This is a genomic window from Micromonospora sp. NPDC048843, from assembly GCF_040649965.1.
In the GTDB taxonomy this organism is placed as follows: Bacteria; Actinomycetota; Actinomycetes; order Mycobacteriales; family Micromonosporaceae; genus Micromonospora; species Micromonospora hortensis.
This window is the reverse complement of the sequence record NZ_JBEZGJ010000063.1, coordinates 11,983-36,767: the sequence shown is the minus strand read 5'-3', so window position 1 is coordinate 36,767 and position 24,785 is coordinate 11,983. Positions and strand designations below refer to the sequence as shown.

Genomic DNA, 24,785 nt, shown 5'->3' with positions numbered 1-24,785 from the left:
CGGTCGGGGTCGACCTGTCACTCGGCATGCTGCACACCGGCAAGCGGGCCCGGCCCGAGGTGCCGCTGCTGGCCGGAGACGCGCTGCGGCTGCCGAGAGGCTGGGCCGCGTCGACGACGGCACGGGGGATGCCGCCGACCACAATGGAGGAGAAATGATCGAACCGGTCTGGGGGCCCGTGCACCGGGACATCGTCGACCTGCTCGCCGATCATCCCGCGGACGTGCCGGCCGTGGTCGATCATCTGACCAAGCTCCAGGACATGCTGGTCCGGTTGCCACCGTTGGAAGCCAGTTGCCCCCTCGCTGACTTCAACAAGCTCTACCTGACCATCACCAGCAGCGTGCTGGACGGGCTGTACGACGACCGCTTCGTCGACCCGGTCTTCCTCTCCCGGCTCGACGTCGAGTTCGCCGCCCGGTACTTCGACGCGATGCGGCTGTGGACCGACTCCAGCCCCGGCACCCCGAAGGCGTGGTCGTGCCTCTTCGAGCGGATGCAGGGGCCGGATGCCCGGCCGCTGCCGTCGGCGGCGGCCGGGGTGAACGCGCACATCAACTTCGACCTGCCGTTCGCCCTGGTGACCACGTTCGATCACCTGGAGTCGGAGCCGGTTGACGGCAGCGACCAGCACCACGACTACCTCGAGATCAACAACATCTTCGCGGACAAGATCCCCGGCCTACGCCGGGGCTACCTGGAGCGGTGGCAGCTGCTCATCGACATGCTCAACGGCGACATCGACGACTGGTACCAGGGGGAACTGGTCGAGTACACCCGCGATGTCGCCTGGCGTAACGCGCAGAAGATCTGGCGGTGCCGGCACGATCCGGACGCCCGCGAGTGTGAGCGCACGCGGTTGGACGACAACGCCGCGGCGCTCGGCCGGTTGCTGCTCTCGCCCCTCGGGGCGTTCCTGCAGTAGCCGGGACGGGGGGCCTCCGCGCTCCGCCCCGTGGGGGGCGGCGGAGCGCGGGGGCGCGTCCCACCAGTTCCACCCCGCGTGGCCGCCCGAGGTCGGGTCGGTCACGCAGGGGACAGCCGGTCGGCCCGGGGGGTGTCGACCGTCTGCCACCGTCGGCCGGCCCGGGGGGTGTCGGCCGGCGGTGGGGGAGCGCCGAACGGGGGTCACGCCGACGGCGTGTGGATCCGGGGGTGTCGGCGGGCTCGGATCGGGTACGCCCGCGCCATGACCGTCCTGGCCCGGCGTCGGCCCGCCGCCCGCCCCCGGCCCGCGCGGCCCGGCCCCCTGCGGCCGGGCGGCCCGGTGTCGCGACCCACCGCTCGGCCCGGCGCCCGATGACCGGCGCCGTGGCCCGTTTCCCGTTCCGCTTCGATCCGGTCTTCCGCCCGGTGCTGGCGCTGCTGGGGGTCCGCCCGGCGACGGCCTGGGTCGCCGTCACCGAACGGGACCTGATGATCCGGTACGGGCCGTGGCGGCTGCGGACCGACCGGGACAACGTCACCGCCGTCGAGCTGAGCGGGCCGTACCGCTGGTGGCGGGCGATTGGTCCGCACCTGTCGCTGGCCGACGGCGGGGCGACCTTCGGCAGCAGTGCGGCCGGCGGGATCTGCCTGCGCTTCGGCGTACCGGTGGCGGCGCTGGTGCCCGGGGGGCGGCCCCGGCACCCGGCGGCCACTGTGACAGTCGCCGACCCGCCCGCGCTGGCCCGGCTGCTCGCCGTCGCGGACCTGTCCTGAGCAGGCCGAACAGGTGCCCGGTTCCGCCGATCGGGCGGCGGGGCACCGCCTACCGTCAGATCAGGACCTGTGAGGGTGGGACTGGCGATGGCTGACGAGCACCGGGCGAAACCACGGCGCTGGAGCGGGCGCCGCCACGCGCCGAGCGGGCCGGACCCGGCGCTGCGGGCGGCCCGCGATCCGGCGCGCCCACACCGGGGCGGCCGGCAGGGTGTCGTGGTGCCCGACCGCGTGGCCACCCCGACCCGCTCGGCGCCGCCGGCCAGCCCGCTGCGCCGGTGGCTCTTTCAGCACCAGGTGCAACCGCCCGGCCCCGAGGCGACCGAGGGACAGAACCGTCGGCACGCCTGGTGGCAGGTGATGTGCCTGACCGGCGTGGACTACTTCTCCACGCTGTCGTACCTGCCGGGCATCGCTGCGGTGGCGGCCGGGGCGCTCTCCCCGTTGGCGACCCTGTTGATCGTCGTGCTCACCCTGTTCGGCATGCTGCCGATGTACCGGCGGGTGGCCCACGAGAGCCCGCACGGTCAGGGTTCGGTGGCGATGTTGGAGCGGTTGTTGCCGTTCTGGCGGGGCAAGATCTTCGTCCTCGTGCTGCTCGGCTTCGTGGCCACCTCCTGGATCATCACGATCACCCTCTCCTCGGCCGACGCCACAGTGCACCTGCTGGAGAACCCGTACCTGCCGGACGTCCTGCACGGGTCCCTGGTGCCGGTGGTGGTGACCGTGGTGCTGCTGCTCATCCTCGGCGGGGTGTTCCTGCTCGGGTTCCGCGAGGCGGTGGTGGTGGCCATCCCGCTGGTCGCGGTCTTCCTGGTGCTCAACGCGGTGATCGTCGTGGTCGCGGTGGCCCGGATCGTCGAGGATCCGGGCATCGTGTCGAACTGGACGGCCGCGGTGACCTCGACCGGTGGCGGACCCGGCCAGGTGCTGTTCACCGCCGTGTTGGCGTTCCCGCTGCTGGTGCTGGGGCTGTCCGGTTTCGAGACCGGGGTCAGCATGATGCCCCTGGTGGCGGCCGACGGCCCGGACAAGCAGGCCCGCCTTGCCGCCCGGATCCGCAACACGCGCCGGCTGCTCACCACCGCTGCGCTGATCATGTCGGTGTACCTGATCTCGACGACCTTCGTGACCACTGCGCTCATTCCGGCGGAGGAGTTCCGGCCGGGCGGCGGCGCGAACGGACGCGCGCTGGCGTTCCTGGCGCACGCCTACCTGGGGGAGGTGTTCGGCAGCGTCTACGACGTGAGCAGCGTGCTCATCCTGTGGTTCGCCGGCGCCTCGGCGATGGCCGGGCTGATCAACATCGTGCCGCGCTACCTGCCGTCGTACGGCATGGCGCCGGAGTGGGCGCGGGCGGTACGCCCCGTGGTGATCGTCTACACCGTCGTCAGCGTCGCCATCACGATCGCCTTCCGCGCCGACGTCAACGCCCAGGCCGGGGCGTACGCCACCGGGATCCTGGCCATGATGGTGTCCGGGGCGGTGGCGGTGACGATCTCCGCGGCCCGTCACCAGCGGCGTGGCTCCGCGATCGGCTTCACAGCGCTGACCCTGGTGCTGCTGTACGCGCTGCTGGAGAACGTCATCGAACAGCCGGACGGCATCACGATCTCCGCGCTGTTCATCCTCGGCATCATCGTGGTCTCGTTGGTCTCCCGGGTCACCCGGACCACCGAGCTGCGCGCCGAGCGGATCGAGTTCGACGAGGCGGCCCGTCGGTTCATCACCGAGTCGCTGGCGCACGACGGGCAGCTGCACCTGATCGCGAACAAGCGGCAGAAGGGGTCGGTGAAGGAGTACACGCTCAAGGAGCGGGCGCAGCGCGGGATGAACCCGGTGCCCGGGGCCGCGGACGTGCTGTTCCTGGAGATCGATGTGGTCGATCCGTCGGAGTTCAGTCAGGTGCTGCGCGTGCACGGGATCGAGGTGGGCGGCTTCCGGGTGCTGCGAGCCAACAGCCCGGCCGCGCCGAACGCGATCGCCGCGATCCTGCTGGCCCTGCGGGACGCCACCGGGGTCCGGCCGCACGCGCACTTCGAGTGGTCGGAGGGCAGCCCGATCGCGCACCTGGCGCGCTACCTCATCCTGGGCCGGGGGGACACCCCGCCGGTGGTGCGGGAGATCATCCGACGGACCGAACGGGACCCGCTGCGCCGGCCCGGCATCCACGTGGGCGGGTGACCTCGATGCTGCTCTGACAGCTTTGAAGATGAAAGAGTGCACTCTTCACGTTCACGCCTTCCTGTCCGTATTGCGGACCTATCGTGACGTTTGGTAGCCGGCGAACACGTCGAGCCCCCCGCGCCCGAATCGGCGCGCGGCCACGTCACGTACGCAGGAAGGTAGGCACCGTTGATGTCCACGTACCGAGAGGGAGACCGCGCGACCCGACCCAGACGGCGCTCCCGATGGTTCCTAGCCAGCGGCTTGCTGGCGGGGAGCCTGGTCGTGGGAGCGGCCGGCGCGGCCGCCGCCGCCGACCGCGCCCTCACCCTCCCCGGACTGGCCCGGCTGACCCCGGCAGCCGACGACGACCGCCGCGACGGCGACCGGCGGGGTACGCAGCCCGGCCAGGACGACGCGGAGCGGGCCCGCCCGACCACCCCGGGCACCGGCAAGCGGGGCGTCGTGTCGGTGCCGTGCGACGCCGCGAAGCTGGTGGCGGCGCTGGTCACTGCCAACGCCGAGGGCGGCGGCGAACTCCGCCTCGCGCCCAAGTGCCGCTACACCCTCACCGAGGCGTTCCACGAGACCGACCAGTACGACGGCGGGATCCGTGACGCCCGGGAAGCCGCCGACGCCGCCGAGACACCCGGCGACGCCGAGGCGCCGCCACACAACCCGGCCGACGACACCGCCGGCCTGCCGGTGATCTACCAGCCGATCACTGTCGACGGCGCGGGCGCCACCATCGCCCGGGCCGCCCAGGCCGCCTCGTTCCGCTTCTTCACCGTCCGCGACGGCGGCGAGCTGACCCTGCGCGACGTGGAACTGCACAACGGCCGCTCGGCCATCGAGGGCGGCAGCGTGCACGTGGTGCACGGCGCCACCGCCGTTGTGGAACGTGTCACCGTCACGCAGAGCACCTCGCTGTCGCCCGAGGGGGGTGGCGGCGGCATCTTCAACGACGGCAACATGGTGGTCACCGACTCCACGTTCGTCGGCAACAGCGCCTCCGGCGCCGCGGGCAAGGGCGGGGGCCTGCTCAACGGCGGCGTGCTGACGCTGAAGCGCTCGGAGTTCCACCGCAACAGCGCCAACGCCTACGGCGGCGGGCTGGGCAACTACCGTGGTGCCGCCGAGGTGGAGAGCGCCTCCTTCACCCAGAACAGCGCCGGCCAGGGTGGCGGGCTGGCCAGCTTCTCGGCCCGGACGAAGGTCTCCGACACCGAGCTGCTGGACAACACAGCGCAGGTCGGCGGCGGTGCCGCCAACTCCGACGCGGTGCTGGTGATGCGCACGATGACCATCCGCGGCAACACGTCCACAGTCAACGGCGGCGGCGTCTCGACGGTGAAGGGCCTGACGCCGATCGACGACAGCGTGATCGACGGCAACACCACCCACGGCCTCGGAGCCGGCATCTACTCCGACAAGGCGAATCTGCTGGTCCGCGGCAGCGACGTGACCCGTAACGAGGCTGTCGGCGCCGCGTCCCAGGGCGGGGGCATCTACGCCAGCGCGGGCTCGGTGGCGATCTACACCAGCAAGATCACCCACAACGCGTCGACGGTGAAGCCCGGCGGCATCTTCGGCATGCACGCCCAGGTCAAGATCGACGATGAGAGCGTGGTGGTCGAGAACGAGCCGACCAACTGCGAGGGCAGCCAGGTGCCGATCGCGCACTGCTTCCGCTGAGCGTCGACCCGCGCACCATCCCGAGCGCGTTCATCCTGTGTGCACCGCCCGTCCGGACGATCGTCCGGACGGGCGGTGCACCGTCCTGCTCCTCGTCACGGCGTCAACCCATCGCGCGCAACCGGCCGGAGAGGTCGCCGGCGAAGAAGTCGAGGAAGCCGTCCGGGTCGGGGCCGGCGTTCTGCAGGACGATGTGGTCGAAGCCGGCCTCGACGTACGACCGGACCTTGGCGACGTGGGGTTCCGGGTCCGGGCCGATGGCGAAGAGCTGCCGGATGTGCTTCTCCTCGACGTACGCGCTGGCCGCGTCGAAGTTGACCGGGTTCGGCAGTTCGCTCATCACCTTCCAGCCGGTGACCATCCATCGGCTCGTCTGCAACACCGCCTGCACCGCCTGGTGCTCGTCGGTGGCCCAGGCCAGTGGCACCTCGGCGTAGCGCGGGCCCGAACCCTGGGCGCGTCGGTAGTGCTCGACGATCGACGCGTCCGGCTCGGTGGCGAACAGGCCGTCGCCCAACTCGGCGGCGAGCCGCGCCGACACCTCACCGCTGGCCGCCACCGCGATCACGGGCAGGGTGTCCGGCAGATCGAAGATCCGGGCGTCCTCCAGTTGCAGGTGCCGGCCCTCGTACGACTGGTAGCCGCCCTGCCAGAGCAGCCGGACGATCTCCAGCGCCTCGCGCAGTCGCTCGTGTCGCCCCCGCACGCTGGGGAAGCCCTGCCCGACGACGTGCTCGTTGAGCCGCTCTCCGGCGCCCACCCCGAGGGTGAACCGGCCGTCGGAGATCAGCGCCATGGTCGCCGCGGCCTGTGCGATGATCGCCGGGTGGTAGCGGACGGTCGGGCAGGTGACCCCGGTGGCCAGGCGCAGGGTGCTGGTCTTGGCCGCGATGGCGCCGAGCACGCTCCAGGTGAAGGACGAGTGCCCCTGAGCGTCCAGCCACGGGTGGAAGTGGTCGCTCATCTCGACGAAGTCGAAGCCGGCTCGCTCGGCCAGGACGGCCTGCCGGATGATCTCCTGCGGGCCGTACCCCTCTGCGGCCAGCTTGTAGCCGATCTGCATGCCCACACTCCCGATCCCGTTCGCTGACTGAGGCATCGGCGGTTCCCGGCCCCGGCGCGGACAAACGCCGACGGGCTGCAAACCAGCCTCCTAGGATGCCTTAGGCGGTGTGCGGAGGTCGACGTCAGGCATGAAGGACAACATCCAGCCGCCGGACATCGCTCAGCGCACCAGCAGATCGATGACGCCCGTCAGGTCCTCCTCGCCACCGCCCTCCGCCAGGCGGCGACGCATCAGGTCGAAGTAGGGGCGGAGCAGTTCGGGGCTGACGCCCTGCTGCTCGGCGGTGCGCAGAAAGGTCGGCGTGCCGGCCACCTGCATGGCGAGAGGGGAGACGACGCCAGTGGTGTAGTCCCCGCTGCGCAGTTGGTCGGCTGTCCGGTGCACCGCCGGGACCATCGCGACGAGCCAGTCGGCGAGCAGTGGGGCGAGCGCCGCCGGGTCGATGTCCTCCCGACGGATCAGGGCGAAGGCGTGCGCGGCCCCGGCGAACATTCCGTACATGGCGCTGAGCAGAGCCACGTCGTGCAGGGCCGCGAAGCCCGCGTCCTCGCCGACGTAGGTGGTGCCGACCGGGACGCCCAGCGTCTCCCGGTGCCGTTCGAACAGCGCTGGCGAGCCGCTGTAGAAGACGTAGCCGCCGGCCTCCGGCACGCCGACCATCGGCGGGACAGCCATGATTCCACCGTCCAGGTAGCGGGCGCCGCGGCTGCGGGCCCAGGCCGCGCGGGCGCGGGCCTGGGCAGGGGTACTGGTGGTCAGGTTGACCAGATCCCGGCCGACCAGGTCGACACCAGCCAGCACCTCGTCGACCGAGCTGTCGTCCAACAGGCAGACGACGACCAGGGTGCTCGCCGCGACCGCCTCAGCGGCGCTGCCCGCGACCCTCGCCCCGTCGGACGCGAGCGCTGTCGCGCGGGCCGGAGTGCGGTTCCAGACGGTGAGCGGGTAGCCGGCGGCAAGCCAGGCGCGGGACAGCGCGGTACCCATCGCGCCGAGCCCCAGCATCGTGACGCGGGGCTTCTCCACAGTGTTCTGTTGTTCCATGCTGATTAGGCTGGTCATCGGCCCCCAGGTGATCAAGTACGCACTTCGGAGTGCGTGGTTTCCCGGGGGTGAGCGAGCACGTCGGAGGGGTGGGTATGGCGACGGTGAACCGGCCGGGCACCGCGGACGGACACATCTGCGGTATCGACACCGCGATGGAGGTGATCGGCGGCAAGTGGAAGGTGCTGATCCTCTGGGCACTCCACGAGCACCCCCTGCGTCGCTTCGGCGAGCTGCGTCGACTGCTTCCGGGGATCACCGAGAAGGTGCTGGCCTCCCACCTACGGGAGATGGAGGCGGACGGCGTCGTGCACCGCGCCTCCTACGACGAGGTGCCGCCCCGCGTCGAGTACTCGTTGACCGAGGACGGCACGCGCCTCAACGACGCCCTCGAGCCACTGGCCGCCTGGGGACGCGACCGGTCGACCGTTCGACGGTCGGGGGAGGAGACGGGCTAGTGCTCCCGAGCGACCTCGCCGAAACCGCCTCGGCCCGTGCCTCCGCAGTGGGGGCACGGGCCGGGATACGTCTGTCGTCTACTTGGAAGGCTCGGGCAGCTTGCAGTCGACCTTCGGGTTGGCGCCGATGTAGTTCAACGGCCCGGCCACGATGGTGACCAGGATGGTGCCGGCCTCGGCGCAGTTGGTGTCGTCGCCGCTGTAATAACCGCGCTGGCCACCGGCGATGGCGCCGATCACCAACCAGATCACGACGATGACTCCGAGAATCGAGGTGCCGCGCATCGCTGCCTCCTGAGGTATGTGGTGGATCTGAGGTGCAGCCGTTGTACCCAATCGGGTCGCGCGGCTAACGGTTGCGCGCGACGACCCCCCGCGGATCCCCCATCCGGCCGATGCCGTCCGCCGTTGTGTACCGCCCGGGCATCCGCCGCCCGCACCGGGTAGCGCCTGTCGGCTATCGGATCGGCGACCGACCTTGCCGTCATCCGGGTGGGTGGACGTAGAACTGCCTCACGGCCCCGCCGAGGAGGACTCATGGACGCCCCGACACCGCCCCTCTATATCGACCGCCCCGAGGACGTCGCGGTCGCGGCCCGCGCGCTTGCTGGCGGCGCGATCGTCGCGGCGGCGTTCGCCAACTTCTACGTCATCGTGACGCGTCCCGACGCGGCCACCGTGCGCCGGGTCAACCTGGCCAAGGGCCGACCTGTCCACCAGGTCGGCAGCATCACCACAGCGATCGGCCGGATCCCCGGGATGTTCGACTGGACGCGGATCTCGCCGCGGTTGCCGGTCGGTCGGGTGCGGGCGCTGATGGACGCCCTCTACGGGGCGGGGCCGTTCGGCTTCCGCGGGCCCGCGGCGGATCGGCTCCCCGAGCACCTCACCCAGATCGACCAGGGGATGCGGACCACCCAGGTGATCGCACCGGGGTTGACCTGCCCGTCCAACGCGTTCTTCGAGCGGGCGCTCGCCGAGACTGGAACGGATCACCTCTACATCACCTCGGCGAACCGGTCCCGGCATCTCACCGGAGCGGCGGAGGAACCGGCGCACTGGAAGGCGGGCGCCCTCGCCGCCGACTTCGCCCACCTCGACGATCTGGTGGTGCTGGTCCATCGGGACGAGGCTGCGGCCCGCGCCGCGTACCCGGGCTACCTCACCACCTCGGTCACCCTGCTCTCGTTCCACGCGCCCGAGGGTGACCTCGAAGAACCGCCGGTGCTCACCGTGGACCGGCACGGCTCGCTGCACCTGGACGATGTCCGCCGCGCAGCCGCGCCGCTCGGTCTCCAGGTGCGCCTGGCCGGAGGTGCCCGGGAACGATTGCAGGTCCGGGGGTACGCCGGGGCACTGGTGTGAGCGGCTATCGCATCGGCCTGGTGGTGCCCAGTTCCAACACCACGATGGAGACCGAGATCCCGGCGATGCTGCGCCGACGTGAGGTCGTCGATCCGACGGTCCGCTTCACCACCCACGCCAGTCGGGTACGGCTGCGTCAGGTGACCGCCGACGAGTTGGCCCGGATGAACCGCTCCGCCCTGCGGTGTGCCGCGGAATTGGCCGACGCCCGCTGCGACGTGCTCGCGTACGCCTGTCTGGTGGCGGTGATGTGCGAGGGCGCCGGCGCGCACGAGCGGGCCGAGCGGCGGTTGGGCCGCGCGGCCGGTCGCGCCGGGCACGACATGCCGGTGGTGACCAGTGCCGGCGCGCTGGTCGCGGGGCTGCGGGCGTTGGGTGCCCGGCGGGTGGCACTGATCGCGCCGTACCTGCCGCCGTTGACAGCCACCGTCGTCGCCTACCTCGCCGCGTACGGCGTGCAGGTGACCGACGCGGTGAGCCTCTGCGAGCCGGACAACGTGGCGGTCGGGCGCATCCCCGCGGAGCGGCTGGTCGAGCTGGCCGGTCGTCTGGACGTGACCGGCGTGGACGCAGTGGTCCTCTCCGCCTGTGTGCAGCTGCCGTCGTTGGCGGCCGTGCCGCTGGTGGAGGCCCGTCTCGGCCGCCCGGTGCTCACCGCGGCGACGGCGACAGTGCATCAACTGCTCAGCGGTCTGGGTGTCGAACCGTACGTGCCCGACGCAGGTCGGCTGCTGGCCGGCCCGATTCCGCGGTGAGTGGCGGGCGTGGTTCAGTGCGGCGGTGAGGGCTTCTCCGGCGGCTTGCCGTGGCTGCGCCTGAAGTCCGCGTAGGCGACGCCCGCCAGCACCAGCAGCCCGCCGAGAGAGGCGAAGCCCGGCGGCAGGTAGAGCAGGGCGGGCGCGATGGTCAGCAGCGCCAGCACCCCACCGGGTCGGGACCACGACACCCGGCTGAAGACCTCGTACTCGAAGGCGGCACGGCCGGCCAGGAACAGTGCCGGGCCGCCGAGGATCACCGCCAGCCAGGCCGGTGGTGTCCGTCCGGTCGGCTCGTGCAGCACCAGGTGGAAGCCGGCCGCCGTGGTGACCACGCCGGCGATCATCACCAGATGGGTGTACGGGGCGCTGAACAGGAACTTGCTGGGCGACTCGGCGGCCTGGATGGCGGTCGGCAGCAACTCGCCGGACTTGTGTACGTAGATCCGCCAGAGCAGCAGCGTGGTCAGGAACGCCACAGCGAAGGCCCCAATGTTCTCGGCCTCGTTGTGCTCCATGCTGAACATGGTGCCGATCGTCAGGATGGCGTCGCCGAGCGCGATGATGAAGAACTGCTGGTAGCGCTCGGAGAGATGCTCCGCTGTGACGTTGCGCTGCTTCTCGGGCACCACCCCGAGCCCCGGCACCGGGTACGCGAGGCGGAAGCCGACGTAGTCGATGGCGAGCGCGATGGCCCAGCACACGATCCGGGCGTCCCCGCTGACGAACGCGCCGATGAGCCACGGGATCGCCGATACCGCGAACCAGAGGAAGATGCGGGCCGCCCGACGCTGGGTCTGTGGTTCGCGGCGTACCGCTGGCATCAGGAACAGGCCACGCCCGAGGTGGATCGCCACGTAGGTGCCGGCGAAGACGAGCCCCCGGTCGTTGAACGCCTCCGGGATTGCCGTGGTCATCAGCAGCGCGCCGAACATCACGGCGCTGATCAGTAGCTTGATCTCGGTGCGTTCCGGGTTGTACAGGTCGGTGACCAGCGTGGTGATCGTCCAGGTCCACCAGACGGCGGCCAGCATGATCAGTGCCTCGGCGGCGCGGTGCCAGTCGAGCTGCTCGACCATTCCCCGTGAGATGAGCGCCAGCGCGACCACGTACACCAGGTCGAAGAAGAGTTCGAGGAGGGTGACCCGGCGTGGGGCCTCCGGGTCGCGTACCGGCGGACCGCTGGCCCGTGGCGATCCGGGCTGCGGCGCGGCGAGGTGCACGGGATCTCCTGCGGAACCGCTCGACTCGATGGACCTGTCCGATCCACCTCTACGGACGGTAACGAGCGGGCGAACGCGGGATTCCGCGTTCGCCCGCTCGTCCCCCGACCGGGTCGTGTCGGGTGGTTATCCCGCTTGCGGGGATGGCGACGGCTTCTCGCCGCCACGGGGGGCGGCGAGGGCGTCAACCAGGCGGCGGGCCGAGCCGGCCAGGTTCCATCGTTGGGCGAGCTCGAGCAGCCGGTCCGGGTCGGCCGGCGCGCTCGGCAGCGCGGTGGGCAGCTCCGGCAGGGGCACGTCCAGGGCGACCCGGACCACGGTCGGCGCGACGCCCAGGTAGTCGCGTGCCGCGACCAGCTTGGCGCGCAGGCCCGGTGCGAAGGACGAGTCGGAGTCGTCGAGGGCGGCCAGGATGCCGGCGATGCTGCCGTACCGCTCGATCAGCCGGGCGGCGGTCTTGTCGCCGACGCCGGCCACCCCGGGCAACCCGTCGCTCGGGTCGCCGCGCAGCGCGGCGAAGTCGGCGTACCGGTCGGCTGGCACACCGTAGCGGGCCCGCACGGCGGCGTCGTCGCAGTCGTCGAGCTTGGCGACGCCGCGCCCGACGTAGAGCAGCCGGACCGGTCGGGCGTCGTCGACGAGTTGGAACAGGTCCCGGTCGCCGGAGACCACCTCGACCGGGCCGGGCTGGGTCACCGAGAGGGTGCCGAGCACGTCGTCCGCCTCGTAGCCGGTCGCGCCGACCGCTGTGATGCCCACAGCGGTCAGCACCTCCAGGATCATCGGCACCTGCGGGGAGAGGGTGTCCGGAACGATCTCGCCGCCCTGCGGGGCGACCCGGTGCGCCTTGTACGACGGCAGCAGGTCGACCCGCCACGCCGGGCGCCAGTCGTAGTCCAGTGCGCAGATCATCCGGTCGGCGCCCCGCACCCGGATCAGGGTGGCGAGCATGTCGAGGAAGCCGCGCACCGCGTTGACCGGGGTGCCGTCCTCGGCCTTGGCGGCGGACTCCGGAATGCCGAAGTAGGCGCGGAAGTAGAGGCTGGCTGCGTCGATCAGCAGGATCGGGGGTCGGTGTGCCACGCCGGACAGCCTGGCACAACCGTCCGACGATCTGGCGTACGCCCGGCCGCTGGTGGTGTCAGCGTCGCTCATTGGGCCGGTAGACGGTGTCCCGCCGGGCCAGGTGCTGCACGACGTAGCTGGTCACCAGCAGCAGGATCGCTACCACCACCTCGACCCAGGCCGCGACGCCGTCGGCGACGGTGACGCCGATGACCAGCAGGACCAGGCCGACGAGTGCGAGGACCCCGGCCCACAGTTGGCGGCGACGGCGGGTCGCCGCCCGGTTCGCCTGGTTCCCTGCCACGTCGGTCCTCCCGGTCGGGTCGCCCGCGCGGGCGTCCCGATCCCAGGCTAGGGCCGCGGGGACGCGCCGGGCCGGAAAACGCAGGCGGAGCACCTGCCGGCCGGTGTGCCGAAGTCGTGACGAGCTGGGCAATCGGGTGGCGACGTAGCGTCGATGTCGTCAGCGAACGGCACCGGTCGGCGGCGGGGTGTGAAATCGCCGTTGTGACAGAGAAGAGGAAATTCTCTGTCACGCCGCTGATGTCGTTCGGGTCTGAGACCGCGTGCCGCTGACGGTGCGTCCACGCCAGGGTGCCCCGGTCACCACCTGGGGCGGTGCGGCCAGGCCCGCTGCGGCATCTCCGCATCGGTTCACCGGCGAGAGCCGGTGTTATCGCTTCTGTCATCAATCCATCACCTTCAGTGACGGCTCTTTCCTGTCTGTCGATGGAAGGCTGTCGATGGCCATCCGACCCGCTGTGCCAGCCGTCGAGGGCCGAGCCGCCCATCAGGGGCAGACATTCCGCCGTTCTTCTTCAGAAGAGGTGTCACATCATGCGAGATGGATTCGCGGATCGAACCAACGACGAGTTCCTGCAAGAGGTGCTGAGCAAGGTCAACGAACTGCGGGCGCGGCACGGATCGTCGTTGCTCACCCTCGACCTGGAGCTCGTGGAGTACTCGAAGTCGCGGGCGTCCTTCATGGCCGAGAAGGGCAATCTCACCCACGAGGGTCTGCGACCGGACACCGGTGAGAACGGGTCGTGGGCGGGCGCCTCGACTGGCCCGACGGCAGGCTCCGGGACCGCTGCCGTCGACTCCTGGTACAGCGAGATCAGCAACTACGACTTCGCCACGGGGAAGGCCATCGACTCCACGAAGGCCATCGGGCACTTCACCGCGCTGGTCTGGAAGAACACCACGAAGCTGGGCGTGGGGCGGGTCGCCGGCCAGGGCACGAAATGGTGGGAGACCTACATCGTGGCCAACTTCTCGCCGCCCGGAAACATGGGAGGCCAGTACGTGATGAACGTGACGTCCGCGAGCTGAGACGCCGACCCCCGGGGGGCGTACCGGTGGTGACCGGTGCGCCCCCCGGGGCTGCCCCCGAACCGCCCTCAGGGCCGAGGCGACGGGTATGCCCGCCCCGCCCCGGCCCGTTCGTCGACGGGAATGTCGCCGTCCCCCGTTCGTCAAGCCGGCGCGTTCCAATCTGGAACGGACTATAGTCGGACGGGACCAATGGAGGTAGCCGGTGCGGCGAGAGGATCTCGCCGATGCGGACTGCGGCATCGCGCAGGCGCTCGGCGTACTGGGGGACTGGTGGACGTTCCTCATCGTGCGTGACGTCGCCGGCGGGACGACCCGCTTCGACGGGCTGCAACGCGAGCTGGGTGTCAGTCGGCGGGCGCTGACAGAGCGCCTCGGCGCGCTTGTCGAGCACGGTGTGCTGGAGCGCCGACCGTACTCACGACACCCGCCGCGCTACGACTACCTGCTCACCGCGAGGGGCGAGGGGCTGTTGCCGGTGCTGATCGCGCTGCAGGAGTGGGGGACGAGGCATCTGATGGGTGACGGTGACGTGACCGCGACGGCCGACGCCGGCTCGGCCGAGGCGCGCCGCGTGCACGACCTGGTCGGCCGACGGTTGCCCGATGTCGTCCTGACCGCCGCCGCCGGGCAACCGGTGGCGGTGGCCGCGACGGGTGCGTGGACGGTCCTCTACCTGTTCCCCGGGGCGTACGCGCCGGGGACGCACGGCTACCCGCCCGGCTGGGCGGAGATCCCCGGCGCCCGTGGGTGCACCCTGGAGTCGACCACCTACGCCGAGCGTCATCCGGACTTCGTGACCGCCGGTGTCCGGGTGTACGGCATCAGCACTCAGCGGCCCGACCAGCTCGCCGACTTCGCCGCGTACGCCGAACTGCCGTTTCCGTTGCTGTCCGATCAGGACGGTCGACTGGGGGCGGGACTGCTGCTGCCGGTGTTCCGCGCGGGCGGGGTGACCCGGTTCAAGCGGCTGACCCTGCTGGTCGACCCGACGGCGGTGGTGCGGGCCGTGCAGTTCCCGGTCACCGACCCGGCCGGCTCGGTGCAGGAGATGCTCGCGGTGGTCGGTGAGCACGCAGGGGCCCCCGGCTGACGCCTTCGCGTCGACCGGGGGCCCTACGAGCCGGCTGGTCCGGGGCCCTGCGGGCGCCAGCGTCAGGCCGGGAGCGTCCAGCGCTGGTTGGCGCCGGCGAAGCAGTCCCAGATCTGCAACCGGGTGCCGTCGGCGGAGCTGTTGTCACTGGCGTCGAGGCACTTGTTCGACTGCGGGTTGCGCAGCGTGCCGTTGGACTGCGCCTGCCAGACCTGCGCGCCGCTGCCGTTGCAGTCCCAGAGTTGGACCTTCGCGCCGTTGGCGGTGGAGCCGCTGGTGATGTCGGCGCACTTGCCGAGGGCGCGCAGCGTGCTGTCGCTGGCCACGGTCCAGGTCTGCGCGTTGGTGCCGTTGCAGCCCCAGAGCTGGACGGCGGCGCCGTTGGCGGTGCTCGCCGAGGCCACGTCGACGCACTTGCCGGCGATCCCGGTGATCTGACCGGTGCGACCGGTCGGCGGCGGGGTGGTGCCGCCCATGATGGTGTCGTACATGGCGCTGAGCAGTGAGGTCGAGCCGCTGGTGTCCTGCGACAGCTCCCAGTTCATCACGCCGCCGGCGTTTGCGAGGGCCCACTGCGTCTTGCGCTTGACCGTCGGAATGCCGTTCCAGCACTGCTGGCTGCCGCCGATGGTGGCGCAGTCCCGGTTGGCGTTCGCCGGGTCGAGTCCGACCAGGTACGAGTAGTTGTAGTAGACGGGGCGGCTGTAGAACGGGATGCCGAGGACGGCCTTGCTGGCCGGCAGGCCGCGGGCCTTCCACAGGTTGATGCTGTTGATCGACCAGTCGTAGTTGGCGTGTGGGCTGCCGCCGTCGTACGCCATGATGTTGAGCCAGTCGACCTGGTTGAACACTGCCGTCTGGACGCCCTGGACGCTGCCGCCCTCGCTGACCACGGCGGCGGTGAGCAGCTTGCCGCGACTGTGCAGGGCGCTGCTGAGCTGCGTCATGAGCGCCGTGTAGTTGTTGGCCGAGGCGCCCGGGTCCGGGTACTCCCAGTCCATGTCGACGCCGTCGAGGTTGTACTGGTTGACGAAGTTGATCAGATTGTTGACGAAGTTCGTGCGGCTGGTGGCGTTGGCGGCGAGTGTCTCGAAGGCCGAGTCGTTGCCGTCGTTCCAGCCGCCGACGGCGATGGAGACCTTGACGTTGTTGGCGTGCCCCTGGGAGACCAGCGAGGAGAGCCGCGCCCCGTCCACCCCTTGCAGGGTGCCGTTGCTGTTGGGCAGGACGAAGGCGTAGTTGATGTGGGTGAGCTTGTTGTACTGGATGGTGTTGATGTTGCCGGCCCAGGAGGGCATGTAGCCGACGCTCTTGAAGTTGTTCGGCAGCACGACGGCCTGCGCGGGGGCGCTGGTGACGGTGAGGGTGGCACCGGCAGTGGCCAGCGCGAGCAGGCCGGCGGCGAGGGCGCGGCGCAGTGGTGAGGACATCGGGGGCCTTCCCGTGGGCGGGGGACGACACCCGCCCGCGCAGGGTTGTCGCGGGCGGGGGGTGCGGGGACGCAGGGACGGGTGGGCCTCGAGGCAGCCAAATCTTAAAGAGTGTTAACTGTCCGCGTCAATCAACGTCGATGGATTTTCCGACGATCGGTGTCGATATGGGGTTTGCCCAAACGACCGTTAAGCTGACGGGGTGGGAATCGACGAGCTGTATCCGCCGGATCGGTTGATCGCCGCGCAGCGCGCGACGGCCGCCGCCGGTCTGGACGCCCTGCTGCTCACGCCCGGCTCCGACCTGCGGTATCTGACCGGGTACGACGCCCACGCGGGGGAGCGGCTGACCTGCCTGGTACTGCCCGCCGAGGGTGAGCCGACCCTCGTCGTGCCCCGGCTCGAACGCCCGGCCGCCGAGGCGTCCCCCGCGCCGGCGACCGGAGTGCGCATCGTCGACCACGTCGACGGCAGCGACCCGTACCCCCTGGTCGTTGCCGCCCTCGACGGCCCGGTCGCGGCGGTCGGGCTCGCCGACCGGATGTGGGCCGAGCAGGTCCTCGGCCTGCGCGCGGCGCTGCCCGACGCCGCGCAACGGCTCGCCGGGGAGGTGCTGCGCGAACTGCGGATCCGCAAGTCCCCGGCGGAGGTCGCGGCACTCGCCGAGGCCGGCGCGGCGATCGACGAGGTGCACCTGCGGATGGGCGAGTGGCTGCGCCCCGGTCGCACCGAGGCCGAGGTCGCCACCGACATCGCCGCGGCGATCCGCGCCGCCGGGCACGTCACAGTCGACTTCGTCATCGTGGCGGCCGGGCCCAACGGCGCCAGCCCGCACCACGGCACCTCCGACCGGCCGATCGGCGTCGGCGAGCCGGTGGTTGTCGACATCGGCGGCACCATGGCGTCGGGCTACCGCTCGGACTGCACCCGCACCTACCTGGCGGGCGGGTCGGCGCCGGCCGACTTCCTGGACTACTACGCGGTGCTGCGCGACGCCCAACGCGCCGCCGTCGAGGCGGTGCGGCCCGGGATCACCGCCGCGGCGGCCGACGCCGCTGCCCGCGCGCCGATCGCCGCCGCCGGCCACGGTCCCGCGTTCCTGCACCGCACCGGCCACGGCATCGGCCTGGACGGGCACGAGGAGCCGTACCTGGTGGCCGGCAACGACCGACCCCTCGACGCCGGCATGGCGTTCTCCATCGAACCGGGCATCTACCTGGCGGGCCGGCACGGCGCCCGCATCGAGGACATCGTCGTCTGCACAACGGACGGCGTGCAACGGCTCAACACCACCCCCACGGAGCTCATCGCGCTATGACTGTCGACCGGATCCTGCCCACCGACGAGGCCCACGACCTGCTGGGTCTCGCCACCGAGCTCGCCGACGGCGAGCTCGCGCCGAAGGCCGCGGCCTTCGAGGAACGCGCCGAGTTCCCCCGCGAGGTGCTGCGCACACTGGGCCGCGCCGGCCTGCTCGGCCTGCCCTACCCCGAGGAGTACGGCGGCGCGGCGCAGCCGTACGAGGTGTACCTGCAGGTGTTGGAGATTCTGGCCAGCCGTTGGCTCGCTGTCGCCGAGGCGGTCAGCGTGCACACCCTGTCCTGCTACCCGGTGGCGGCGTTCGGCAGCGACGAGCAGCGCAAGCTGCTGCCGGACATGCTCGGTGGCGAGTTGCTGGGCGCGTACTGCCTCTCCGAGCCCCAGGGCGGCTCGGACGCGGCGGCGCTGACCACCCGGGCGGATCGCGACGGCGACGCCTACCTGGTCTCCGGCACCAAGGCGTGGATCACCCACGCCCGCACCGCCGACTTCTACAACGTCTTCTGCCGCACCGGCGGACCCGGTCCGAAGGGGATCTCCTGCCTGCTCGCCGACGCGGGTACGGCCGGCATCACCCCGCAGGCGGCCGAGCGGACGATGGGGCTGCGCGCCTCCCCGGTGGCGCAGATCGCCTTCGACGACGCGCGGGTGCCGGCCGACCGGTTGATCGGCGGCGAGGGGATGGGCTTCACCATCGCCATGTCCGCGCTGGACTCCGGCCGGCTGGGCATCGCGGCGTGCGCTGTCGGGCTGGCCCAGGCCGCCCTGGACTACGCAGTCTCCTACGCCCGGGAGCGCCAGCAGTTCGGGCGCTCCATCATCGACTTCCAGGGGCTGGGGTTCCTCCTCGCCGACGCGGCCACCCAGATCTCCGCCGCCCGCGCGCTGACCCTGGCGGCGGCCCGGCTGCGCGACGCCGGCCGCCCGTACTCCATCGAGGCCGCCAAGGCGAAGCTGTTCGCCACCGACATGGCGATGCGGGTGACCACCGACGCGGTGCAGGTGCTCGGCGGCGCGGGTTACGTGGCCGACCACCCGGTGGAGCGGTACATGCGTGAGGCGAAGGTGCTGCAGATCGTGGAGGGCACCAACCAGATCCAGCGGATGGTGATCTCCCGGGCACTGGCCAAGGGCTGACATCGGCACGTGGTGGTGGGCCGCGGTGGGTGCGTCACGGCCCACCACGGTCCGCCACTCGGGTACCTCGTCGCCGTGCGACGGTTTTCCCGGTAGGTTGCACGCCGTGGAGGAGATCGACCGCGCTATCGTCGCCGCGCTGACCGCCGACGGCCGTCTGTCGTACACCGACCTGGCCGAGCGGGTGGGGCTGTCGGTGTCCGCCGTGCACCAGCGGGTCCGTCGGCTGGAGCAGCGCGGGGTGATCAAGGGGTACGCCGCCAGGGTGTCGTTCGAGGCGCTGGAACTGCCGCTGACCGCTTTCGTGGCGATCCGGCCGTTCGATCCGTCGCAGCCGGACGACGCCCCGGAGCGGCTGGCCCACCTGCCGGAGATCGACTCCTGCTACTCGGTGGCGGGGGAGGACTTCTACCTGCTGCTGGTGCGGGTGGCCAGCCCCACCGACCTGGAGCGGGTGCTCCAGGAGATCCGCACCTCGGCGAACGTCACGACCCGGACGACTGTGGTGTTGTCCACGCCGTACGAGAACCGGCCGCCGAAGATCAGCTCTGCGGCACCGAGTCGGTCGCGGTCCCGGGCGCCGGAGGAGCCGGCTGGTTCCACCGCAGGATGACCTGCCGGCCGTGTTCGTGACCGAGCGCGCTGACGGTGGCGGTCTCCAGGCGTAGCCGTCCGCCGGCGGACGGGGGCAGGCCGATCCAGCGGGCACCGAGCACCCGCAGGCTGTGCGCGTGCCCGACCAGCGCGACGGTGCCACGGTCGAGCAACGGCGTGACGCGGGCCAGCACCCGGTCGAGCCGCTCGCCCACCTGCGCGGGGGACTCTCCGCCGGGGCAGCCGTCGGTCCAGATGTTCCAGTGCGGATCGTCGTCGTGGATGTCGACTGTGGTGCGGCCCTCGTACTCGCCGTAGTTCCACTCGCTGAGGTCCTCGTCGACGGTGTCGACGGTGAGCCCGGCCAGCTGCGCGGTGCGCAGCGCCCGGGAGCGGGGGCTGGTCAGCACTGTGACGAAGCGCCGGCCGGCCAGGAACGCGGCCAGGGTGCGCGCCTGTCGCTCGCCGTCGGGGGTCAGCTCCAGGTCGGTGTACGAGGTGTGCCGCAGGCTGGCGCTCCAGGTGGTCTCGCCGTGCCGGATCAGCAGGAGCTCTCCCATGCGGTCAGTTAACCATCGTGGGGCGGTGCCGACAGGCGACCCTCCCACTACCTATCTTCCTAGGATGCCTTAGTGGGTGTGCCGACCGGCACTGCCGGTTTCGGCACCCGGAGACCGGGCAAGCGAGCCGGGACAACCGCCAGACCGAGGAGGCGCGATGAGCTTCACCGAGAAGGCAAAGAACAAGGTTGAGCAGATGGCCGGCGCCGCGAGGGAGCGCGTCGGCGATATGACCGACAACGAGCGGATGCGTGGCGAGGGCGCCAGCCAGCAGAGCGACGCGCGCGCCAAGCAGGCCGGTCAGAACGTCAAGGACGCTGGTCGCAACGTGAAGGACTCCTTCACGAAGTGACCTGAGCGGTCCACGGGTCCCCGGGCGCACCGTCGCCCGGGGACCTGTCGTGCCGGGGTTACCGCGCTGCCCTCTGCGCCGCGATCTTGCACTTACTGCTCCGACATAAGGGATATTCAAACCGATCTTGACAACGGAAAGTGCAAGATCGACGGGTCGGGCGTGAGTGGACGGGGCAGTGAGACGTTTTCGCGTCTGCGATGATCTGCGGCGTGATCCGACCCCGGCTCCGCCCACTGTGGTGTGGCGTACTGGTTGCGGCGGCCGTTGTCGGCAGTGTCGCGTGTACGGCGTCCCGGGTACCACCGCCGGAGGGGCCGGTCTTCGTCGGCTCGTCCGCCTCTGCGGCCGCGCCGCAGGCGGTTGCGACGCCGACGGCTGCCGCCACCCCACAGGGTGCCCCGACGCCGACGGTTGCGGCTGTTCCGGGGGCGACGCGGGTGGGGAGCAGGGCGCCGGTGGTGGATCACGGGCCGCGCACCGGCGCCACTGTCGCGCTGACCTTCGACGCGGACATGACCGACGGGATGTTGGCCAGCCTGCGGGCCGGCCGGGTGAAGTCGTACGCGAACCTGCGCATCCTCGACCTGCTGGAGCGCGAGCAGGTGCCGGCGACGTTCTTCCTGACCGGCAAATGGGTGAAGCGGTATCCGGACGTGACCCGGCGGATCGCCGGCAACCCGCGCTTCGAGTTGGCCAACCACACCTACGGGCACGCGGCGTTCACCGCCGACTGTTATGACCTGCCCCGGCTGCCGGTCGACGAACTGGCCGGCGATGTGGCGAAGACGTTCGAGGTGATCGCGCCGTACGGGGGTCGGCAGACCCGGTACTTCCGGTTTCCGGGGTTGTGCCACGACGCGGCGGCGTTGGACGCGTTGGCGCCGCTGGGTGTGACAGTTGTCGACGGGGATGTGGTGAGCGGCGATCCGTTCGCGACGGCGTGGAAGCCGTTGGTGCGGGCGGTGTTGGACCACGTACGCCCCGGCTCGGTGGTGATCATGCACGTGACCGAGGCGAACGCGGCGATGACCGATGAGGCGTTGCCGCACATCCTGGCGGGGTTACGGGAGCGAGGGCTGGTGCCCGCGCCGTTGTCCGAGGTGCTGGCCGAGGGCTGAGGCTCAGCTTCCCTGCACGTCGTCGACGGTAAGGACGATCTTTCCGCGGCGGGATCCGTGCTCGGCCGTCTGGTGCGCCTCGGCCGCCTTCTCAAGCGGGAAGGTGGCTTCGATGGGCACCCTGAACCGGCCCTCGGTGAACAGTTCGGCTGCGGCGGGCAGGCCGTGGCGGCCGTCGGGTTCGCCGGCCAGTTGCCCCATGGACAGGCGGACGCCGTGGGTGGGGGCGGTGAAGTCGGCCAGGGTGAGCACCGCTGTCGGGTCGCCGGTGAGGTGGAGCAGTTCGGGCAGGGACCCGGCGCCGGCGACGTCGAGAGCTCGGTCGATCCGGGTCACGCCCAGGGCGTCGAGGCGGCCTGTGAGGTCGGGGCCGTAGGTGACCGGTGTCGTCCCGAGTTGGCGGAGGAGGTCGTGGTTGTCGGCACGGGCGGTGCCGATGACGTGGACGCCGCGGGCGGTGGCGAGTTGGACGGCGGTGCTGCCGACGCCGCCGGCGGCCCCGTCGACGAGGAGCGTCATGCCGGGCCGTAGGTCCAGCATGTCGAGGGCCCGGGTGGCGGTCTCGATGCTGGTGCCCGCCGCGCCCGCCTGGGCCCATGGCATGGTGGTGGGTTTGTGCGCCCAGAGTTGTAGTACCGCGAACTGTGCGCTCGCGCCGCCGAGTCTGGCCAGCTCGACGATGCCGAAGACGTCGTCGCCGAGGGTCACGCCGTCGACGTCGTCGCCGATCTCGTCGACGATGCCGGCCGCGTCGACGCCCGGGATGTGTGGCAGCGGCAGTTGGGCGCTCATCGGGGTGCGGCCGGAGCGGAGGCCGACGTCGACGGGGGAGACACCGGCGGCCTGGACGCGGATGCGGATCTGGCCGGCCCGGGGCTGTGGTGCGTCGGTGCTGCCGAGGTGGAGTACCTCGGGACCGCCGAACCGGTCGTACTGCACGGCGAACATCAGGGGCTCCTCTGCCTGGGAAGACGGGGTGATGGTCGTACCGTAGGCCGGAAACGGAGCAGGCGTTCCGCTGTGGGGTCAAGTGAGAGGGAGGCCGGTCGGAGATGTCTCAGATGCAGCGTGCCGATGCCCGGTTCAACCGTGACCGGGTGGTGGCGGCGGCACGGGAGGCGTTCGCGTCGGCGGGGCTCGAGGTGCCCATGCGGGAGGTGGCGCGACGGGCGGGGGTGGGTGTGGCGACCCTGTACCGGCACTTCCCGACGCGTACGGAGTTGGTGGCGACGGTCCTGGCCGAGCGGGTGGACGACTGCGGTGTGCGGATGCGCCGCGCGCTCGACGACCCGGACCCGTGGCGGGCGCTGTCCGGCGTGGTGCGCGAGTTCGCCGAGCGGCAGATCCATGACCGGGCGCTCAACGAGGCGTTGTTGGGGCCGGGTGAGGTGAGTGCGGCGTTTCAGCGGGAGCGGCGGGAGCACGCGCAGGCGTTGAACGTGCTGGTCGGGCGGGCCCGGGCGGCGGGTGTGCTGCGCGACGGCGTCGACGCGGACGACGTGCGGGCAGGCCTGTTGGCCATCGCGTCGCTTCGGCGGTTGCCGGCGGCGACGAGCGCCCGGGTGATCGGTCGAGTCGCCGATCTGGTGCTCGCCGGTATCCGCGCCTGACCGGTGTGGGCTGTCACAGTTGTCGTCGCAGCGGACATGGACTGGATGTGAGCTCAGGGACAGAGCAGGACGAGGACCGCTTCCGGTGGGTCTACGCCGAGGACTTCGAGGCGTTGTTGGCGTACGCGTTGCGTCGGGTCGCGCATCCGGAGGATGCGGCCGACGTCGTCGCCGAGACCTTCCTGGTGGCGTGGCGTCGCCGGCAGGACATTCCGGTCGGCGGTGAGGCTCGGCTGTGGCTGTACGGGGTGGCCCGGCGGGTGTTGGCCAACCAGCATCGTGGTGGCGTTCGCCGGCAGCGCCTCGGTGAGCGGTTGCGCCAGCAGATCGTGGTTTCGGTCGCCGATCCGGGGAGTGAGGTGCCGGAGCGGCTTGCCGTTCGGGCGGCGTTGGCGGGTCTGGCCGAGGTGGACCGGGAGGTGCTGATGCTCACCGTGTGGGAGGGGCTGCGGCCGCATGAGGTGGCCGCGGTGCTGGGGGCGACTCCTGCCGCGGTGCGGACCCGGCTGGCGCGGGCGCGGGCGAGGTTGCGGGGGCTGGTCGGTGACGACCCGGGGCCGCCCGGACATGTGCTGGATGTGTTGACCGCGCCCACCCGTACGGAGGACTGATGAGCGGCGATGAGCGTGTTGACCGGCTGGTTCGGGATGCCGACCCGGGTGGGCTCGGTGGCGTCGGGGACCTCGCAGGGGTGAAGCGAACCCTCTTGGAGGAGATCGTGTCCGAGTCGGGGGTCGAGAGCGTCGCCAGGATTCCGCGGCGGCGGTTGCGGGTGCGTCGCTTCGCAGGCGTGGTGACGGCGGCAGCGGTGCTCATGAGCGTCGTGCCGGCCTCCATGGTGTTGCGGGGGCAGGCCGAGGGCGGTGGGGTTTCTCCGATCGTCGCCCCGGCCGAGGGGGTCGTCTTTTCGCCGTTGGCGCTGGCGGCGGCGGAGCGGAACCCGCGGCTGCTGATCGACCGGCCTGGCTGGAAGGTGACTGATCTATCCGGGTTCACCGAGGAGCAGGGCATGGTCCGTTTTCGCCGGGGTGAGCGGGAGTTGGAGATGAACTGGTATTCGGCGTGGGTGTACACGTATCGCTATTCCGATCGGCGGGCCGACGGTCCTCCGAAGTCGGTGCGGGTCGCTGGTTGGTCGGGTGATCTGTTCCAGAACCTCAACGGTGATTTCACGGTGTTGTTGCGTCCCCAAGACGACGTGTTGGTGGAGATGAGCACCTCCGGGAACTGGTCGCGTGAGGACCTGGACAGGGTTCTCGCGGACATCGTCCGGGTGGACGCGCGGACGTGGTTGGCCGCGCTTCCGGCGGAGATGGTCATGCCGGTGCGGGAGCGGGCGGCGAAGGTGCTCGCCGACGTGCCGCTGCCGCCCGGGTTCGACGTCGCGGCGTTGGAGGACATTGGTGTGAGTGACTCGTACCATTTCGGTGTGGGTGTGACGTCCCGGGTCGGCTGCGGGTGGATCGCGGAGTGGCAGCGGGCGAGGGCGAGCGGGGACGAGGCCGGGGTGCGGCGGGCCGCCGACGCGTTGCGGAGCAGTCACGGGTGGCGGGTGCTGCGGGACATGGACAAGGCCGGCGACTGGCCAGAGGTGTTCTGGGAGTACGCCGACGAGATCGCGGCCGGGACGTTGCGGGCAAGCTATTCGCAGGGTCTGGGCTGCGCCTGACCACGGAGTGCGCGACACCCCCGGGAGTG

26 protein-coding genes and 1 pseudogene are annotated in these 24,785 nt (G+C 71.2%); 18 read left to right on the top strand and 9 right to left on the bottom strand.

Annotated features, from left to right (window positions below):
- From AB0C20_RS16755 to AB0C20_RS16735, 5 genes and pseudogenes are all read left to right on the top strand, one after another.
- Positions 1-95, top strand: a pseudogene (locus AB0C20_RS16755) (bifunctional demethylmenaquinone methyltransferase/2-methoxy-6-polyprenyl-1,4-benzoquinol methylase); the annotation flags it as partial.
- A gap of 59 nt (positions 96-154) precedes the next feature.
- Positions 155-925: a DUF5995 family protein gene (locus tag AB0C20_RS16750; RefSeq protein WP_354942729.1), complete on the top strand. Its 771-nt coding sequence runs from the start codon at positions 155-157 to the stop codon at positions 923-925.
- A 374-nt stretch (positions 926-1,299) separates the two neighbouring features.
- Positions 1,300-1,701, top strand: a complete 402-nt coding sequence (locus AB0C20_RS16745) for a hypothetical protein (RefSeq protein WP_357187834.1) — start codon at positions 1,300-1,302, stop codon at positions 1,699-1,701.
- Between the two features lie 87 nt (positions 1,702-1,788).
- The gene (locus AB0C20_RS16740) at positions 1,789-3,885 is read left to right on the top strand and encodes an amino acid transporter (protein WP_357568308.1); all 2,097 of its coding nucleotides are present in this window, start codon (positions 1,789-1,791) and stop codon (positions 3,883-3,885) included.
- Between the two features lie 174 nt (positions 3,886-4,059).
- Positions 4,060-5,562 carry a hypothetical protein gene (locus AB0C20_RS16735; RefSeq protein ID WP_357187830.1) on the top strand — a complete coding sequence of 501 codons (1,503 nt, stop codon included), beginning with the start codon at positions 4,060-4,062 and terminating at the stop codon, positions 5,560-5,562.
- A gap of 103 nt (positions 5,563-5,665) precedes the next feature.
- On the opposite strand, the gene AB0C20_RS16730 is transcribed toward AB0C20_RS16735, so the two are convergent.
- Both AB0C20_RS16730 and AB0C20_RS16725 read right to left on the bottom strand, forming a co-directional pair.
- Positions 5,666-6,625 (bottom strand): TIGR03557 family F420-dependent LLM class oxidoreductase, encoded by a 960-nt coding sequence (locus tag AB0C20_RS16730; protein WP_357187828.1) that lies wholly within the window; start codon positions 6,623-6,625, stop codon positions 5,666-5,668.
- A gap of 162 nt (positions 6,626-6,787) precedes the next feature.
- Positions 6,788-7,672, bottom strand: coding sequence for an NAD(P)-binding domain-containing protein (locus tag AB0C20_RS16725; protein ID WP_357568307.1), 885 nt, complete (start codon positions 7,670-7,672; stop codon positions 6,788-6,790).
- Positions 7,673-7,767: 95 nt separating this feature from the next.
- Between AB0C20_RS16725 and AB0C20_RS16720 the strand changes: the two genes are divergently transcribed.
- Positions 7,768-8,130, top strand: a complete 363-nt coding sequence (locus AB0C20_RS16720) for a helix-turn-helix domain-containing protein (protein WP_357187824.1) — start codon at positions 7,768-7,770, stop codon at positions 8,128-8,130.
- Between the two features lie 78 nt (positions 8,131-8,208).
- Here AB0C20_RS16720 and AB0C20_RS16715 read toward each other — a convergent pair whose 3' ends face one another.
- A complete protein-coding gene (locus AB0C20_RS16715) occupies positions 8,209-8,415 on the bottom strand; it encodes a hypothetical protein (RefSeq protein ID WP_007460667.1) in 207 nt (68 codons plus the stop codon).
- Positions 8,416-8,667: 252 nt separating this feature from the next.
- On the opposite strand from AB0C20_RS16715, the gene AB0C20_RS16710 reads away from it, so the two are divergent.
- Both AB0C20_RS16710 and AB0C20_RS16705 read left to right on the top strand, forming a co-directional pair.
- Complete coding sequence (locus tag AB0C20_RS16710; protein WP_357187821.1) at positions 8,668-9,495, top strand: hypothetical protein; 828 nt, start codon at positions 8,668-8,670, stop codon at positions 9,493-9,495.
- Positions 9,492-10,250 carry an Asp/Glu racemase gene (locus AB0C20_RS16705; RefSeq protein ID WP_357187819.1) on the top strand — a complete coding sequence of 253 codons (759 nt, stop codon included), beginning with the start codon at positions 9,492-9,494 and terminating at the stop codon, positions 10,248-10,250. The genes AB0C20_RS16710 and AB0C20_RS16705 overlap by 4 nt, the downstream gene beginning before the upstream one ends.
- A 14-nt stretch (positions 10,251-10,264) precedes the next feature.
- On the opposite strand, the gene AB0C20_RS16700 is transcribed toward AB0C20_RS16705, so the two are convergent.
- The 3 genes from AB0C20_RS16700 to AB0C20_RS16690 form a co-directional block, all read right to left on the bottom strand.
- The gene (locus AB0C20_RS16700) at positions 10,265-11,473 is read right to left on the bottom strand and encodes a low temperature requirement protein A (protein ID WP_357187817.1); all 1,209 of its coding nucleotides are present in this window, start codon (positions 11,471-11,473) and stop codon (positions 10,265-10,267) included.
- A 126-nt stretch (positions 11,474-11,599) separates the two neighbouring features.
- Positions 11,600-12,556 carry a 5'-3' exonuclease gene (locus tag AB0C20_RS16695; RefSeq protein ID WP_357187815.1) on the bottom strand — a complete coding sequence of 319 codons (957 nt, stop codon included), beginning with the start codon at positions 12,554-12,556 and terminating at the stop codon, positions 11,600-11,602.
- A 58-nt stretch (positions 12,557-12,614) separates the two neighbouring features.
- The gene (locus AB0C20_RS16690) at positions 12,615-12,842 is read right to left on the bottom strand and encodes a hypothetical protein (protein ID WP_357187813.1); all 228 of its coding nucleotides are present in this window, start codon (positions 12,840-12,842) and stop codon (positions 12,615-12,617) included.
- A 533-nt stretch (positions 12,843-13,375) separates the two neighbouring features.
- Between AB0C20_RS16690 and AB0C20_RS16685 the strand changes: the two genes are divergently transcribed.
- Entirely contained in the window at positions 13,376-13,870 is a 495-nt protein-coding gene (locus AB0C20_RS16685) for a CAP family protein (RefSeq protein WP_357187811.1), read from the top strand.
- Between the two features lie 205 nt (positions 13,871-14,075).
- Positions 14,076-14,963, top strand: a complete 888-nt coding sequence (locus tag AB0C20_RS16680; RefSeq protein ID WP_357187809.1) for a winged helix-turn-helix transcriptional regulator — start codon at positions 14,076-14,078, stop codon at positions 14,961-14,963.
- A gap of 62 nt (positions 14,964-15,025) precedes the next feature.
- Here AB0C20_RS16680 and AB0C20_RS16675 read toward each other — a convergent pair whose 3' ends face one another.
- Entirely contained in the window at positions 15,026-16,393 is a 1,368-nt protein-coding gene (locus AB0C20_RS16675) for a glycosyl hydrolase family 18 protein (protein ID WP_238685567.1), read from the bottom strand.
- A 202-nt stretch (positions 16,394-16,595) separates the two neighbouring features.
- Here AB0C20_RS16675 and AB0C20_RS16670 point away from each other — a divergent pair, with 202 nt between their 5' ends.
- The 3 genes from AB0C20_RS16670 (at position 16,596) to AB0C20_RS16660 (ending at position 19,463) form a co-directional block, all read left to right on the top strand.
- A complete protein-coding gene (locus AB0C20_RS16670) occupies positions 16,596-17,711 on the top strand; it encodes a Xaa-Pro peptidase family protein (RefSeq protein WP_357187807.1) in 1,116 nt (371 codons plus the stop codon).
- The gene (locus tag AB0C20_RS16665; protein ID WP_357187805.1) at positions 17,708-18,850 is read left to right on the top strand and encodes an acyl-CoA dehydrogenase family protein; all 1,143 of its coding nucleotides are present in this window, start codon (positions 17,708-17,710) and stop codon (positions 18,848-18,850) included. Before AB0C20_RS16670 ends, AB0C20_RS16665 begins: the two co-directional genes overlap by 4 nt.
- A 106-nt stretch (positions 18,851-18,956) precedes the next feature.
- The gene (locus AB0C20_RS16660; protein ID WP_357187803.1) at positions 18,957-19,463 is read left to right on the top strand and encodes an Lrp/AsnC family transcriptional regulator; all 507 of its coding nucleotides are present in this window, start codon (positions 18,957-18,959) and stop codon (positions 19,461-19,463) included.
- On the opposite strand, the gene AB0C20_RS16655 is transcribed toward AB0C20_RS16660, so the two are convergent.
- Positions 19,393-20,004, bottom strand: a complete 612-nt coding sequence (locus tag AB0C20_RS16655) for a histidine phosphatase family protein (RefSeq protein ID WP_357187801.1) — start codon at positions 20,002-20,004, stop codon at positions 19,393-19,395. The two genes, AB0C20_RS16660 and AB0C20_RS16655, sit on opposite strands and share 71 nt — an antisense overlap.
- 157 nt (positions 20,005-20,161) lie before the next feature.
- Between AB0C20_RS16655 and AB0C20_RS16650 the strand changes: the two genes are divergently transcribed.
- Positions 20,162-20,356: a CsbD family protein gene (locus AB0C20_RS16650; RefSeq protein ID WP_088989634.1), complete on the top strand. Its 195-nt coding sequence runs from the start codon at positions 20,162-20,164 to the stop codon at positions 20,354-20,356.
- Between the two features lie 458 nt (positions 20,357-20,814).
- Entirely contained in the window at positions 20,815-21,477 is a 663-nt protein-coding gene (locus tag AB0C20_RS16645) for a polysaccharide deacetylase family protein (RefSeq protein ID WP_145788528.1), read from the top strand.
- Between the two features lie 3 nt (positions 21,478-21,480).
- On the opposite strand, the gene AB0C20_RS16640 is transcribed toward AB0C20_RS16645, so the two are convergent.
- On the bottom strand, positions 21,481-22,425 hold the full coding sequence (locus AB0C20_RS16640; RefSeq protein WP_357187798.1) for an NADP-dependent oxidoreductase: 945 nt from the start codon (positions 22,423-22,425) through the stop codon (positions 21,481-21,483).
- Between the two features lie 113 nt (positions 22,426-22,538).
- On the opposite strand from AB0C20_RS16640, the gene AB0C20_RS16635 reads away from it, so the two are divergent.
- From AB0C20_RS16635 to AB0C20_RS16625, 3 genes are read left to right on the top strand one after another with little or no spacing between them, the layout of a single operon-like run.
- Positions 22,539-23,087, top strand: a complete 549-nt coding sequence (locus AB0C20_RS16635) for a helix-turn-helix domain-containing protein (RefSeq protein WP_357187796.1) — start codon at positions 22,539-22,541, stop codon at positions 23,085-23,087.
- 47 nt (positions 23,088-23,134) lie between these two features.
- A complete protein-coding gene (locus tag AB0C20_RS16630; RefSeq protein ID WP_357568306.1) occupies positions 23,135-23,698 on the top strand; it encodes an RNA polymerase sigma factor in 564 nt (187 codons plus the stop codon).
- A complete protein-coding gene (locus AB0C20_RS16625) occupies positions 23,698-24,756 on the top strand; it encodes a hypothetical protein (protein ID WP_357568305.1) in 1,059 nt (352 codons plus the stop codon). Before AB0C20_RS16630 ends, AB0C20_RS16625 begins: the two co-directional genes overlap by 1 nt.
- Positions 24,757-24,785 lie beyond the last annotated feature (29 nt).